Below are 13,597 nucleotides of genomic sequence, written 5' to 3' on the forward strand. Positions count from 1 at the left end.
CGACGCCCCGGTAGGTCATACGTGTGGGCGCACCATTAAAGTCGGCGATGACAGTTGAACGGTACGCCCTGGCCAGCCTTAAGGCGCTTCCGCTTCCTAGAGCGCTCCGAGGTCTTTGATCACCGACTGACCTCGCTGAAGGAACCCAGCAGCAACCTTCCCCCTGCCACCTTTCGCCCGATGCGCTCGTTGAGCCGATTGGCCTGCAGCCGGCCCGCCTCAAACAGGGCCGGGGTGGCCATCGAGGGCGGCCAGGCCTGGAAGGGCTCACCGGGCGACGAGAGCTGCCCCGTGATCGGCTGGACCACTGCGGGCACCGCCGCGTCGTGTTTGGCATAGGCGGTGGCCATCATGCGTCCGTTCTTGGGGGACCATCCGCCCAGCACCAGCTCGGTGGTGCAGTATTCTGCCGGCAAGCCCGCTTCAGCCACGGCCTTGGCGTAGTTCGGCCAAAGCTGGTCAATGACCCGCCCCAACTCCGCTGCTAGCTGTTCCAGGGTGAAGTCCGCTCGAAAACTGGCCTCCAACGAAAGCTGGTAGATGCGCAGGAAGAACTGGGCCGACCCTCGGGTCGCCAGCAAGATTTGGTGCTGAGGAATGAGCAGCACCTTTGCCCCCGCCGAAGCTTGACCGCTTATGGCGTCCTCCGCCCAGGTATCCACCGTCACAACCAACTGGTCAGCGCTCAGCAAAACGTTGAGGATGCTCATGGGTAAAGTCTGGCGGCCTTTCCCCCACTATCCAATCTTGCCCCCACACCTGTCGAGCCCTCCTATGGAACTTTCCCTAGAACAGCTGGCCGCGCGCCTTGAGGCATGCGAGGCCGACCTGGAAGCCCACCGCGGCTACATCAAGGCCCTGGAATATGGGCTGCGGGCGGTCATCGCCAGCCACCCGAACCCGCAAGTGCTTTCACTGGCATGGGGGATGACGCTCGCTGGCGCTGCAGATGCCCACGCAGGAGAAGAGGGGTTTGCCTTCAACGGGGCTATGCAGCAGGCAATGCGCAACTTAACCCGTGAAGTAGTAGTTGGTGACGTGGGAGCCGGCTAGCAAGCGGTTACAGGTAGTGACCACTGTCGGGGCCGATTACTCGGTCAGCTGCACGGAAGGTTTGTCTGAACTGCACGATATGGTCCCTGCAGCAAGGCGCTTTGCTCCAGAAGCAGTCAGCCGTCCTCTCCGCGATGCATTCGCAGGTATCAATCCAAGGCCGTTGGCACCGACGAACCTATCCGCGCTGCTCTGCCTGTATGCGTCGCCGGGCAACACGGATTTCGCGCCGGCAAATTTTATAGGGCTGGGCCCGGCCTTGGCGCCCCCATCGAGGCGCCAGCGACAGGGCAAGTGTTAACGATTGTTGCCTGAAGGCTTGACGCCACGTTGCCTCACTCTTGATGGGACCGATCACGGCGGAGTTCCTATGCTAGGCACGCCACCTCAACAGTGGCGCCCAACCTGGAGACACAACATGCATCGCGATCAGAAAGACCTTCCTCTCCCAGAGCAGGAAGCTCAGGAAACCAATCCGGTCAGCCCGCTGCAGGCGAAGCTGCACAACCACCGCAATCATGACGAAGCACTGCAGGAGACCTTCCCCGCCAGTGATCCCATTTCTCCGTTCGTCGCCGCGCCAACTCCGGAACAAAAAGAGAAGCGTCTCGGAGAGCGCGTCAAACTGCCAGATCGTCGACCGGATGAGGAGGCCGCGGGAGGAGACCAGTGATCCGCCGCGGATTTGCGCGCGTAGCGGCTGCAACGGCGCGCTTGTCTGGCAGCCTCGGCGCGTTCGTCGCGGCGCTGGGCGTGATCATCACCTGGGCCGCTAGCGGGCCCGCATTCCACTTCAATGACACGTGGCAGCTGGTGGTGAACACTGGCACCACCATCGTCACCTTTCTGATGGTGTTCTTGATTCAGCACACGCAAAACGCAGATACCGCCGCGTTGCACATCAAACTGGATGAACTGATCCGGGTCAGCAAGGGCGCCAACCAGGAGTTGTTGAACCTGGAGTCGATGGAACCGACGCACCTTGAGGAAATCCGCCAGCGCTACGAGGCGCTAGCGAAGACAGCCGCTGATATCAAATCCAAGAAGGAGCGATGCATGCCTTGCGATGGAGACTCGGCTGCAAAGGCCTGAACAGTGCTGCTTTGACGCTGTGCACGCGCTTACAGCTGCCCTGACGAAAGGCCCCGCTCCGCGGGGTCTTCCAGCCACTCCGGTGGCGGTGGGCCGGCGCAGCGGCAGGTGCGATACCAAATGCGCTCGCGGCCACTCCTGCACCCGATGATGGATGTAGCAAAAAGCGGGGAGGACACCAGGGCGCCCAGCTCTGTCCCGGCGGGCTACGCCGATGCGTTAGATGCTATTACGGGCGTGCGATATAGGGATGCAGATAAATCTGAAGCCGGTCCATTGCGGTTGACCGCCGGGGGGAAGGATTGGTTGATCTAACGAACCCAGTCCAGTCGGCACGGGCTACGGAGAGAAGCTGACTGGGGTCGGCCAGGAGCCAATGCATGGACCAGTAAGGCAGTAGTCTGCTTCCAATCGTGCCGCGTCCTAGCTCCACGATGGGCACGGCCCAACTCTTCAGGGCATCCCCGACCTGCAGGCGGAAGTCGTAATGCCGCCGACTGGCGTGATGGAGTTGGACGACAAAGATGGCGCGCTGCCCCTTGGGCAGCGCTTTGCCAGGCTCCGGTTCCTTGGTCTGGTCAAAGCGACGTTTGCGGCGGTATTCGACCAAGGACACGGTAGATCCTCCTCACTTACCCAGATGCTCTCGAACGGCTGCGGCAGTGGGCCCCACGGCCTTGACCGCCGCGCGCAGCTCGTCGGCGGAGACACCCAAGGCCTTGGTCCAATACTGCAACTCGTAGTCTTCGTTTACATTGACGCGGTCGCGGTCGGCTGCGCCGGTTTTGGTTTTGTCATCTGCCATTGTCGAATCCTCACGTCTTCGTTGTGTCAGGTAAGAAGGACACGCTCGCCCTTCCAAGCCGTTCTAGGACAGGACACGTTGCGGCTCCGTGATGCAGTAGGGCCTGTTAATCACCGCGCCTTGCCAGCCATGCAGCGCGAAACTCAGCCATCCACGGCAAGACGACCGTTGGTAACGTCGGTAGAATGAGGGCTGCCCAAACCCAAGCTGGCCGGGGCGCCCACGTCAGTGCCCACGTCGGCCCTGCGATCCATGCGGTGTAGCCCACGAAAGCCCAAGGAGCGATATCGAGCATGCTGTGGACATGCTGTTCCATCGGCGTGACACGACGGGCTTGATCGGCAACCACCGTGTCTGCGTAGGCCGCAGCCCCATGTGCAACGGCGAGGCATGCCAGTAGGGCTACAAGGGCCCTGGAGCTGTCCAGCGCAGCCCACAGGACCACTCCCGCGCCGACAAGAAGGAGTTGTAGGCCGTGCAACGCGCTCTCCCGCAGCCCCGACGTTAGGGGAAGGGCCGTGCGGCGGTGGATAGCGAAATCCATGCAGCCAAAGCCCAGCCACGCGAGGTAGAAGACGTATGCGAGACCTTGGCTGTCTGGCGCCCACATGTCAGATGGCTACTGGGAGGAACCGGTATGAAGAAACATGCTCCTCACGGCTCCCGTGCCGGACTCTTCGTCGCACCTGCACCGTCGCCGGTAGCCAACTCTGCGCCGGTGAGCGGTGCTTCGTCAGGATCAGAGAGCGTGCGCAGGCTCACGGCCTCAAGCGCCAACGCCTCACGCTCGGAAAGACCCACTGAGCAGTTACCATCTCCGCCATCCAAGGCGGCCTGGGCATCGCGATCACTCACCCGCTCCCACAGGTCACCGCTGTTCCAACTGCCCTCAACGTCGCCCTCGCCCTGGGACATGTCCATGTAGAGATCGGTGAAAGCGGGGTCTCCTGGCATCTTGCCGGGTGGGAAGTTCGGACGGATGCTGTAGAGCGCTTTCTCAAACGATTTCTGATGGGCGATCTCACGTGTCATCAGGAAGCGCAGCGCGTCCTTGATGCCCGGGTCGTCGGTCACGTTGATGAGGCGTTCGTAGACGATCTTGGCCCGTGCTTCCGCAGCGATGTTGGAACGAAGATCCGCTGTCGGTTCTCCGATGGAATCGATGTAGGCGGCGTTCCAAGGCACCCCGCTGGAGTTCACCAGCGCGGGGCCGCCGCCGTAGAGGATCTGCTGGGTGTGACTGGTGCTGTTGCCACCCAAGTTGCGCATGTCTTCTGCTTCCGCCATGCCTTCGGACTGGACGGCCTTCGGACCTTGGTTCAACATCGAGATGATGGTGCCGATGATCTCCAGGTGGCTGATCTCTTCAGTGGCAATGTCAAAGAGCAGATCTTTCCTTCCCGGATCCGTTTCTCCCAGCGCTTGGGTGAAATAACGCATTGCGGCTGCGAGCTCACCCTGTGGGCCACCGAACTGTTCCAGCATGAGCGTGGCGAGCGCCGGATCAGAGCGCTCGACCCGGACGGTGTACATCAGCTTTTTGTGGTGCAAGAACATGACGTGGTCCTCTGGCGATGGCTGGGACTTGCGTTGTGCAGGTGTGCGCGTCTACTTCTTTGCCTCGACGCCTGGAGTGGCATCGCGAACCATGAATTCCTCGGTAACCTCAGGAAGGTGGGCTGCCAGCCAGTCGGCCATGGCTTCTTCCTGGACCAAGATTTCCTCACAGACCCGCACCGTTTCGGTGTCGCCAGCGGTCTTGGCAGCGGCAATCAACGCCGTGTACGAAGCGATCTCGAAGTGTTCGAAGACGTAGCCAGCCATCGCGCCTTTGACGATCTCGTCCGAGGCGGTCATGCCACCGACGGCCTGACCGAAGGCGGCCATCTTGCCCATCACATCCTTGACGGTCGACGGCGAACCACCCAAGCGCTTGATGCACCCTTCCAGCAGTTCCCGCTGGCCGATGGTTTCTTGGATGTGCTCTTCGATGCGCGCCTTCAGCACCGGGTAATGCTCGATGCGGGACGCCTGCCCCTTGAGCATGGTTTCCGCCTGCTGCTCCATCGCGTGTGCGTCGCGCAGCCAGTCCAACAGGTTCTCTTTGAGCTCTGCCATGGGGATCTCCCTTGTTGATGGACCTCCACCGTATCGCCCGCGCCATCGCAATGAAGCGACGTCTCCGTGATGGCACGGCGAACGCACGTCGCTTCTTTACTCAAGTAATCCCAACAAAGACCGATGTGCTGCGACGCCAGCAAGTGCCCCCTCTCCAATGGCCAGGGCAATATTGCCTGCGAACCTGGCTGCGTCCCCGCAGGCAAATACTCCCTCCACAGTGGTCTGCTTGGCAGAATCGGTGGAAATGCAGCCCGCCGACTCGGTGCGGCATCCCAGTTGGTGCGCGATGGGAGAACTCAGTGTCGTTTCCGGGTGTAGAAAAAGGGCGCGCAGCACCGACCTGCGACCGTCTGCAAGATCCGCCGTCGCATCGCTGGAGACTGACAACAAGGGCGAACGTTCCAAGGATGCACCAATACCGCTCAACCCCTTTTCCAGCAGGCCCAGCGCCTCCTCAGTTCGGTCCCCTCGATGAAAGACCGTGACGTGCCCCCACTGTTGCAAGGTCCTGACATGTGCCAGAGCATCGTCATCTGGCGCGACCAGAAGACCCAGCGAACCGCCACAGATCTCGTAGCCGTGGCAGTAGGGGCAGTGCAGCACCCCCTTTCCCCACCGCTCTATCAAGCCCGGGATATCCGGCAATTGATCGACGACCCCGTGCGCCAGAATCAATCGATAAGCCGAAACTACCCGACCAGAGGCGCAGATCACTTGGAATCCACGGCCAGCCGATCCTTGCGCACCAGAAGCCTCATCCGTGATCCAGCGCACGCGACTGTAGGCTTCCAGTTGCCGCCGGGCGGTTTGCAGAAGGTCTCTAGGAGAGCACCCGTCCCAGCCTAGGCAACCGTGCGCGAGGCTGGCGGTGCGATTGCGCGGCTGGTCGTGATCAATGATCACCACCGATCGGCACGCTCGAGCCAGTTGAAGCGCCGCCGACATGCCGGCAAAGCTTCCGCCAATCACGACCGCATCTACAGACGAAGGGGCAACGTTGTTGGTCATCGGCGTTCCTGGAACCATCCGGCGTTGGTCCAAGGTCTTTTGCCGGTCAGGGCGTCGCGAGGCTGTGTAAAAAAATGCCGTCATAGGGACAGTTTCGTCACACGACGGCCCTGCTCCGTTACCGCTGAAGGAGCCGAGAGGTGCCGCCCTGCCGCTGGCGCGAAGACCATGTGAATCATGTATTCAGGCCGCGTGTATGGTCGCTCCGGCTTCCCATACGCCGCGTTCTCTGCTTTTGCCTCTACTCTGCAACTGGAGGACCAAGAACAGTGAGCACGCATCTGGAAATCGATTTGATGATCGCTCAACTCGAAGAGAAGCTGCCCACATGGGCAACGGTCTATCCTGAACAGCAGTTTCTTCGAATGCTTTCCGAAGCATTGAACTACATCGCCGCAAGCGGATCCAGATGCCCGCGTACACTGCGTGATGCGCACTGGATGCTTGGACCGCAATAGCGGGGAGGCGCCATGGGCACGTCAATACCGGCGCTGCCCACCCTGACGTCACGCATGCAGTCCATTTGCTGGCTCTGCCGAGGATGACCCATGACCCGACCAGCGAAACCCGAATCCGTGTTGAGGGACGAATCCCGGCAGTTCGCCATGTTGGTGAACTCTGTCACGGACTATGCGGTCTACATGCTGGACCCGACCGGCGTGATTCAGACATGGAACCCCGGCGGCCAGCGCATCAAAGGGTATGTCGCCGCAGACGTGGTGGGCACTAATTTTTTCCGGTTCTACCTTCCTGAAGAAGCCGAAATCGGCTTGCCTGAAAGGAACCTGCGGACTGCGGCAGCGGAGGGGCGTTACATCGGTGAGGGGTGGCGCTTACGACAAGACGGCACTCGGTTCCGGGCAAGCGTCGTGATCGATCCCATTTGGGAGGATGGGGAGTTGATGGGCTTTGCCAAGATCACGCGCGACATCACCGAGCGCCACGAAGCACAGGAGCAGCTGCTCCAAGCCCAGCGCGACCTACTGCAGGCCCAGAAGATGGAAGCCATCGGCAAGTTCACCTTAGGACTGGCGCACGATTTCAACAACCTGCTGACGATCGTGGTCAATTGCCTGGACTTGATCAGCATGCGGGTGAAAGACGGGACGGTGGCAAAGCTCATCGACACGGCGCAGCGGGCGGCCGAGCGCGGCGCCCTTCTTACCCGGCAACTACTGACTTTTGGCAAAGGTCAGACCTTGGTGCCGGAGGCCGTCGACCTAGCAGCGATGATGGCTGAATGCGAGGCGTTGTTACGCCGCTCCGCCGGTGCAGCAATAGCTCTGACCGTCGAGATACCAAGAGGACTGCCCACGCTCTCGTTGGACAAAGCCCAACTGGAGGCCGCAGTTCTTAATTTGGTGTGCAACAGCCGCGATGCCATGCCGAAAGGCGGCACGATCACCATCACAGCATCTGTGCGCCTGACCCGGGATCCTACGCTCCCCAACGCTGCGAAATCCCCCTACGTCTGCTTAAGCGTCCAGGATGACGGCACAGGCATTGAGGTGGACCAGCAAGTCAGGGTATTTGAACCATTTTTCACTACCAAGCCCATCGGAAGAGGCAGCGGGTTGGGCCTGAGCCAGGTGTTCGGCTTTACGGCTCAATCGGGTGGCTTCACCGAGCTCAAGAGCGAGCCGGGAAAAGGAACCTGCGTCAGCCTTTGCTTCCCCGCACCAGAGCACTGAAATGCCGATCCACGTGCTGTTTGTCGAAGACGAAGACGACCTTCGAAATGTCGTTGTAGAGGCCCTCACCTCGCAAGGGTTCGAAGTGACCTCCGCAAGCAACGGGGACGACGCCATCGTCCTTCTCCAAGGCGGCTCTAAGTTCGCCGTGGTTGTGACGGACTTCAACATGCCCGACAGCGCTTCTGGTCTGGACGTAGCGTTGGTAGCGGCCATTGCCCAGCCCAGCGCCCGCGTCACGCTTGTCTCGGGCCTCCAGCGATCGCAGCTGCCGGCGCTACCCGAGACGGTGCGCTTCCTTCCCAAGCCCTACCGCTTCCGTCAACTCATCACGGCCATCCACGAAGACCTAGGCGGCAACTGAAGCAGGATAGATTCGCGGGAACCCGGGGCTCCAGCCATCAGTGCGCCTGTTAGTCGACAAGCGCTCGCCGGCTGACCAGGAACAGCAGACGGTCAATTGCCGTCGCGTTGAGTGCTTCGCCATCTCCCCGTACCTTGAACGCGGTCCAGTCGCTGGCCGCCACCCGGCTCAGTTCGTCCGTTTCAACGGGTAGCCACCTCATCGGCCAATAGGGCAGACGCCGGTCTGCCACAGCGCCCCGTTGCAACTCAATCAGATGGAGGTGGCTCGAGGCCCCGAGCACGCGGGAGAAGGCAACGTCGAGCCCATCAGCCGGGCCCTCTAGGTATTGGAGAAACCTGGCACCGTCGAAGAGCAACACCCCGCTGACGCCCGCGTCGCGGTTGAAGCGCGCAGCGTCATCCACCAGATCGTCCAGCTTCGAACCTTGCAGCCCCAGCTTGTCTCCAGTCAGAAGATCCGAAGCTTCACTCACATACGCCACCGCCCGAATTGGCACCCACTGCTCCTTGTCGCCCCCATCAGCAGAAGAAGTTACCAAAACTGAATCAGCAAGGTTGGCGCAGCAGTGGGAAGTGCGACGCCAATCCTGACTGATTCACAAAAGCCCAGAACGGCGCGGAGCCTCTTTAGCCATTCTGAATCATCGGGTCAAGGTCCGCTTCCGGCCAGAAGCCGACCCGCATATGCACCGGCGAGGGCTTGGCTCAAATGGCGATGAGGACTTTACCCATGACAGATCCCGCTTCAAGTGCCCCGTGCGCTTCGGCGATCTTCTCCAGCCCCACCTTAAGGCCGACATGGGGCGAATAGGCGCCGCTGGCAAGGCATGCGTTGATGTCCCTGATCGCGTTGTCTTTCGCTTCTTGAGGGACCGAATAGATGTACACGAAGCGGAGCACGCAACCGTGCACCATCGCACGCAACAGCGGCAGTGAAAGCGCATCGGTTGCCCCTACGGTTGCATAAGCGCTGATAACCCCACCAGAAGCGAGGCATGCGAGGTCAAGATCGAGGTTTGCCTTCACATTGACGTCTACGATGCGGTCCACGCCCGCATTCCGGGTAGTCGCTTGAATCGCGTCGGCGACATCGTCGTTCAGACGGTCCAGCACCAGATCTGCTCCGGCCGCCCGGGCAATGATTGCCTGCTCGGGATTCATCACCGTTGCCGCGACCCAGGCTCCCGCCCACTTCGCCAGAAGGATGGCGGCGGTGCCGACCACGCCCGCCCCGCCTTGCACCAACACCCTTCGGCCGTCGATGGCGCCATCGGCGAAGAGGCAGCGATGGGCTGTCAGTGCCGGGATGCCCAGGGATGCACCCACCTCGAAAGAGACATCGTCAGGCAGCGGCACGGCATGCCCTGATGGCACCACCACGAACGCTGCTGCCGTCCCGCTCGCCCGGCCATGCTGGGCTTCATAGATCCAGACCCGTTGCCCTAGACGGCCCACCTCGTCCGCGTCGCCAACCGCATCGATCACACCCGCCCCGTCTTGGTGGGGAATGATGCGTGGAAACGGCATCGGCGAAGAGAACCCTGTGCGGGCCTTGAGGTCTGTGGGATTCAGCCCCGACATGTGGACCCGAACCCGAACTTCGCCTGGCCCGGGTTGCGGGGTCGGCAGCTCGGCGACACGAAGCACCACATCGGCCGGGCCCTGGCGGTCGTAGTACGCAGCTCGCACGGGCTTTCTCTCTGATTGCGAAGGGACTCCTTCGGGGTCAGCACTATCGGAGGCAAGCATCCGTTTTACAACTAGGCACACTTTGTATATATAGGGATACAAAGTATCCCATTGGAGCAGTCATGCCCCGTAGCGCCCCTCCCGAGTACCGATGTGCCGTAGAAATCACCGTGGACATCGCGGGTGGCAAGTGGAAGCCGTTGATCGTTCACTACCTGCTGAGCGGAACCAAACGGTTTGGGGAACTGCGAAAACTGATCGGCGGAGTGACCCAGCGCTCGCTGACCTTGCAGCTGCGCGAGCTTGAGGCAAGCGGCATCGTTCGACGCGAAGTGTTCGCAGAAGTTCCACCACGCGTTGAATACACGTTGACGGCGCTAGGCACCACGCTGGCACCGACGCTGGAAGCAATGAAGTCCTGGGGGGAGCACTATCTGGCCAGCAGGAACGACTAGCCCTGTTGGGATCGCGGTTCGCAATGTGCTCGGCTTAGCGCATAGTTTGTTTCCGACTCTAGGCGCCGTCCTGGACGGCTGCTTTCGGCCAGGAGCGGACGCTGCCCTTACAACAACCAGTCCTTCTTCATCCGGCGTAGGTGAAGGCATAACTCCTTCCGATGCGCTGGATGCGAGCAAACCCCAGCTCACCCAAGTGCATGCCGGCCGCGATCAACCGATCTGCACTGACCATATCCAAAAGCGCTGAACGGGCCGCTACAGCCCGCTGCGGATCCTGGTCGAACGCGATGGATACGTTGGGCCTGGCAATTTGGATGTGGGGGAAATGCACGATGTCACCCCAGATCAACGCACTGCGGCCCTCCGATTCCACCCGATAGCCAGTGTGCCCGGGCGTATGGCCCGGCAGCGGGACCATACTAATACCGGGCAGCACATCGTCCTCGGCCAACAAGCGCAAGTTGCGGCGGTATCCGGCGAACACCTGCCGTGCGAGCAGGAAGTTGCCCCGGGCACGATCATTGCTGCGGGCAAGGTTGCCGTCGTCCTCCCAGAACGCCAGCTCGCGTGGGTGTATGAGCAGCTCCGCATTGGGGAAGACGGGGTGACCTTGAGCATCGAGTAGACCGCCAACATGATCAGGATGCGCATGCGTGAGCAGGATCGTATCCACATCCGCGGGCTGCACACCGGCTCGCAACAGATTGCCCCTCAGCTTCCCTCCCCAGCCCTTGATCCCCCCGGCACCGGCGTCGATGAGGATCGTGCGGTCCTTCCCACGCACCAGGTAGGTGTTGATGTGGATCGAGGACGGGTCGCTGACCCCTGCCTTCAGCTGTAGCTGCGCGGCCTCGGCCGGATCAATGTGGGAGAGCAGATCCAAACTGGCGGTCAGATGGCCATCGCTGATCGCTTGGATCAGGAAGCCACCGATCTGGAGGGTGGGCAGAGCCCGTTCAACGATGGATGCGTTCATGGCCGCTCGTCAGTTTCGTGCGTGGAGGGAATCACTGGCGTAGCCAAAGCAACGGATGCGCGCCGTCAGTCCTGCATGGTCTTGGATGGCCAGGTCGAGCTGCCGCATGAATTCGTCCATGAGCTCGGGCGTCCTCCCCGGTCCCAGTCGATAGGCCAGTTCCGCGGACGCCGGATGGCCCCGTCCCTGGCGCGCAGCCAGGTAGAGAATGTGGACGTTGTCCAACGCAGCACCAAGCACCTCCGTGCATAGCATCGCGCATCGCTCAGTGAGCTCCACCAGACTCTTGTCCGCCGGCATCCCTTCCTCGGTGAAGTAGATCGTGAGTCTAGGCATGTGAGCGCTGCTCCGATCCTTGTTGACCTTCAATCGCCTCGCTCTTGAGTTGTGCTGTCATAGGCGTATACGCATACACCCCACTCGGAAGGAATTCCTCAGCTGGAGCTATCCCGGCCGGAAGGCGCGCAAGCCAGAGCGCTGCGGGCGCATGATCCAGCGCAACCGCATGCATGGCCTCGGGGGGGAGCCCCATCGCAATGAGCGGCTCAGGGCCGACGCGACTCACCAAGAGGTAATCGCCCTGTTCGACGGCGAAGGCCCGATCCAAGCCACTGTATAGGTTGCGATGCCAGTCGGTGATGTGCTGCTGCCAGCGCGCGAAGTTGCCCCCTCCTTTCCGGGCGTACTCCTCCCCTTGCAGGACCTCCAGGCCGTCTATCGAGTGAAGGGCAAGGTAGGTCGGGCACCCTGCACCACATGCCCGGAAGCGCTGCGAGGTGTGGAACCCACGCACGGAAATGAGCGCAGGCAATTTGTGCAGGCTGTAGAAATCGTTCCATTCATCCTCGCTGGCGGAGTCGGAATAGCTGCATTCGACGGTGTAGATCATGGGAACACTCCTGGGCCGGCTTGTGCGCGTGCCCCTTGTTGATGTCCCATCATGCTAGGCCTGCATTGGCTCCCACCAAATCGATGTTTCGGTATGCTTCAGTGACAAAAGGTCACGTTGAATCCCCATGCGCAGGAAGATTCCCAGCAGCACCGCCCTGACCGCGTTCGAGGCCGCCGCCCGCCACGGCAGCTTCGCGCGGGCAGCGGAAGAGCTTTCCCTCACCGAGGGGGCGATCAGCCGCCAGATCGGCAGGCTGGAGTCCTTCCTAGGGGTCCCCCTGTTTGAGCGGGTCGGCAATCGCGTCCGCCTGCTGCCCAATGGCGAGCGATACGCTGCCCAAGTCCGCGAGTCGCTGGACCGCTTGGACCGCGACAGTCAATACCTGATGGGCCAGCCGAAGGACGCTGCAAGCCTGGACATTGCCGTCACGCCCACCTTCGCGTTGCGATGGCTCATCCCTCGCCTGCCCGCGTTTAGTCGCGCGCACCCGAACATCACCGTGCACCTTTCCGAGCGCACTGACCCGTTCGCGCTTGCCGGCAGCGGATTCGATGCCGCCGTGCACTTCGAGCACCCAGCCTGGGCAGGTATGCGCACATACCCGCTGCTGCAGGAAGTGCTGGTGCCGGTGTGCCATCCCGCGCTCATCAATGGCGCAAAGGCTCGCGTCTCGCTGGACCAACTGCCGCGGCTACACCGACGACAAAGCCCCGATGCCTGGCACCGCTACGCCAAGGACTCAGGCATACCCCTCACCAACCCAGCGGTGGGGGCACGCTTCGACCTTCATGCGATGTTGATTGAAGCAGCGCTTGCAGGCCTCGGGGTCGCCTTGGTGCCACGCCTCTACGTGGACACAGAGCTGGAGCAAGGTCGGCTAGTGGCGCCATGGCCGCAAGGCGAGGCGGTGTCCAAGACGTTCTGCCTGGTGCTGTCCGAACCGATCGGTTTGACTGCCGGTCCAGTGCAAGCGTTTGCACACTGGTTGCAGGAAGAGGCCCGCGCGGCTCGGATGGAAAACTGACTTGATGACCACGCCGTAGGAGCGCTCGCAATGACAGCATTGGCCTACCGCTAAGAGGGTTATGCAGGCGCCCCTTCGTTGAATGATTCACTTAGACGACCATGTGGCCGAACTTCGTCACATCCAACTGTGCTGGGAACTGTGCTCTCAGAAACTCGGCAACAGAGTCCTCTGGAGAGCCATGGCCGGAAAGCGCTGTAGATCATCCGGAATCCTCAGATAAAGCTGATCAAATTTGATCTTCATCCGCCTGCTCACCCGAGCCTCGGCGGATACCTGGGCACGTGCACGACCTAGCCCGACCGCGTCCCGTACGCTCAACTCCCCCCAGATCTCTTTCCGGGCTGGCCAACACCCTGGATCATCGTCTCGCTGAATAAGCCACAGAGCTGTGGCCACGATGCCCAATCTTACGGAGGGGT

The 13,597-nt window shown here is 61.4% G+C and carries 18 protein-coding genes and 1 pseudogene; 8 read left to right on the forward strand and 11 right to left on the reverse strand.

The genetic code is table 11. The annotated features are described in order from the left end of the window. Nucleotides 1–119: 119 nt before the first annotated feature. Complete coding sequence (locus AC06FE_RS03120) at nt 120–710, reverse strand: hypothetical protein (protein WP_265951456.1); 591 nt, start codon at nt 708–710, stop codon at nt 120–122. 64 nt (nt 711–774) lie between these two features. Between AC06FE_RS03120 and AC06FE_RS03125 the strand changes: the two genes are divergently transcribed. From AC06FE_RS03125 to AC06FE_RS03135, 3 genes are all read left to right on the forward strand, one after another. Beyond that, nucleotides 775–1,053, forward strand: coding sequence for a hypothetical protein (locus AC06FE_RS03125; RefSeq protein ID WP_100434271.1), 279 nt, complete (start codon nt 775–777; stop codon nt 1,051–1,053). Between the two features lie 418 nt (nt 1,054–1,471). Next, nucleotides 1,472–1,726 (forward strand): hypothetical protein, encoded by a 255-nt coding sequence (locus AC06FE_RS03130; protein WP_205404861.1) that lies wholly within the window; start codon nt 1,472–1,474, stop codon nt 1,724–1,726. Then, entirely contained in the window at nt 1,723–2,145 is a 423-nt protein-coding gene (locus tag AC06FE_RS03135; RefSeq protein WP_205404862.1) for a low affinity iron permease family protein, read from the forward strand. The genes AC06FE_RS03130 and AC06FE_RS03135 overlap by 4 nt, the downstream gene beginning before the upstream one ends. Nucleotides 2,146–2,581: 436 nt before the next feature. Here AC06FE_RS03135 and AC06FE_RS03140 read toward each other — a convergent pair. From AC06FE_RS03140 to AC06FE_RS03160, 5 genes and pseudogenes are all read right to left on the reverse strand, one after another. Continuing rightward, nucleotides 2,582–2,761, reverse strand: a pseudogene (locus tag AC06FE_RS03140) (DNA polymerase ligase N-terminal domain-containing protein); the annotation flags it as partial. A gap of 12 nt (nt 2,762–2,773) precedes the next feature. Next, the gene (locus AC06FE_RS03145) at nt 2,774–2,950 is read right to left on the reverse strand and encodes a DUF3606 domain-containing protein (RefSeq protein ID WP_205404867.1); all 177 of its coding nucleotides are present in this window, start codon (nt 2,948–2,950) and stop codon (nt 2,774–2,776) included. A gap of 654 nt (nt 2,951–3,604) precedes the next feature. Next, entirely contained in the window at nt 3,605–4,507 is a 903-nt protein-coding gene (locus tag AC06FE_RS03150) for a manganese catalase family protein (protein WP_265951458.1), read from the reverse strand. A gap of 51 nt (nt 4,508–4,558) precedes the next feature. Continuing rightward, nucleotides 4,559–5,068: a ferritin-like domain-containing protein gene (locus AC06FE_RS03155; RefSeq protein ID WP_265951459.1), complete on the reverse strand. Its 510-nt coding sequence runs from the start codon at nt 5,066–5,068 to the stop codon at nt 4,559–4,561. Nucleotides 5,069–5,164: 96 nt separating this feature from the next. Further along, on the reverse strand, nt 5,165–6,079 hold the full coding sequence (locus AC06FE_RS03160) for an NAD(P)/FAD-dependent oxidoreductase (RefSeq protein ID WP_265951460.1): 915 nt from the start codon (nt 6,077–6,079) through the stop codon (nt 5,165–5,167). A 269-nt stretch (nt 6,080–6,348) separates the two neighbouring features. On the opposite strand from AC06FE_RS03160, the gene AC06FE_RS03165 reads away from it, so the two are divergent. From AC06FE_RS03165 to AC06FE_RS03175, 3 genes are all read left to right on the forward strand, one after another. Next, on the forward strand, nt 6,349–6,537 hold the full coding sequence (locus AC06FE_RS03165; protein WP_265951461.1) for a hypothetical protein: 189 nt from the start codon (nt 6,349–6,351) through the stop codon (nt 6,535–6,537). 90 nt (nt 6,538–6,627) lie between these two features. Continuing rightward, the gene (locus AC06FE_RS03170) at nt 6,628–7,770 is read left to right on the forward strand and encodes a two-component system sensor histidine kinase NtrB (RefSeq protein ID WP_265951462.1); all 1,143 of its coding nucleotides are present in this window, start codon (nt 6,628–6,630) and stop codon (nt 7,768–7,770) included. Between the two features lies 1 nt (nt 7,771). Continuing rightward, on the forward strand, nt 7,772–8,134 hold the full coding sequence (locus AC06FE_RS03175; RefSeq protein ID WP_265951463.1) for a response regulator: 363 nt from the start codon (nt 7,772–7,774) through the stop codon (nt 8,132–8,134). A 49-nt stretch (nt 8,135–8,183) separates the two neighbouring features. Here the strand turns inward: AC06FE_RS03175 and AC06FE_RS03180 are convergent, their stop codons facing one another. Together AC06FE_RS03180 and AC06FE_RS03185 are read right to left on the reverse strand one after the other, a co-directional pair. Continuing rightward, nucleotides 8,184–8,633 (reverse strand): BLUF domain-containing protein, encoded by a 450-nt coding sequence (locus AC06FE_RS03180; RefSeq protein WP_100434270.1) that lies wholly within the window; start codon nt 8,631–8,633, stop codon nt 8,184–8,186. A gap of 208 nt (nt 8,634–8,841) precedes the next feature. Further along, nucleotides 8,842–9,885, reverse strand: coding sequence for an NADPH:quinone reductase (locus AC06FE_RS03185; protein ID WP_265951464.1), 1,044 nt, complete (start codon nt 9,883–9,885; stop codon nt 8,842–8,844). Between the two features lie 110 nt (nt 9,886–9,995). Between AC06FE_RS03185 and AC06FE_RS03190 the strand changes: the two genes are divergently transcribed. Further along, nucleotides 9,996–10,280, forward strand: a complete 285-nt coding sequence (locus AC06FE_RS03190) for a winged helix-turn-helix transcriptional regulator (protein ID WP_309146996.1) — start codon at nt 9,996–9,998, stop codon at nt 10,278–10,280. A 127-nt stretch (nt 10,281–10,407) separates the two neighbouring features. On the opposite strand, the gene AC06FE_RS03195 is transcribed toward AC06FE_RS03190, so the two are convergent. Genes AC06FE_RS03195 through AC06FE_RS03205 form a run of 3 tightly spaced genes read right to left on the reverse strand, consistent with a single transcriptional unit; the run spans nt 10,408 to nt 12,148 of the window. Beyond that, entirely contained in the window at nt 10,408–11,259 is an 852-nt protein-coding gene (locus AC06FE_RS03195) for an MBL fold metallo-hydrolase (RefSeq protein WP_265951465.1), read from the reverse strand. Between the two features lie 9 nt (nt 11,260–11,268). Beyond that, complete coding sequence (locus AC06FE_RS03200; RefSeq protein WP_265951466.1) at nt 11,269–11,595, reverse strand: hypothetical protein; 327 nt, start codon at nt 11,593–11,595, stop codon at nt 11,269–11,271. Then, nucleotides 11,588–12,148, reverse strand: a complete 561-nt coding sequence (locus AC06FE_RS03205; RefSeq protein ID WP_265951467.1) for a hypothetical protein — start codon at nt 12,146–12,148, stop codon at nt 11,588–11,590. The genes AC06FE_RS03200 and AC06FE_RS03205 overlap by 8 nt, the downstream gene beginning before the upstream one ends. Nucleotides 12,149–12,275: 127 nt before the next feature. On the opposite strand from AC06FE_RS03205, the gene AC06FE_RS03210 reads away from it, so the two are divergent. After that, nucleotides 12,276–13,175, forward strand: a complete 900-nt coding sequence (locus tag AC06FE_RS03210; RefSeq protein WP_265951468.1) for a LysR substrate-binding domain-containing protein — start codon at nt 12,276–12,278, stop codon at nt 13,173–13,175. The last annotated feature ends 422 nt before the right edge of the window (nt 13,176–13,597 follow it).

It is taken from the genome of Stenotrophomonas sp. Steno-C18 (genome assembly GCF_056393195.1).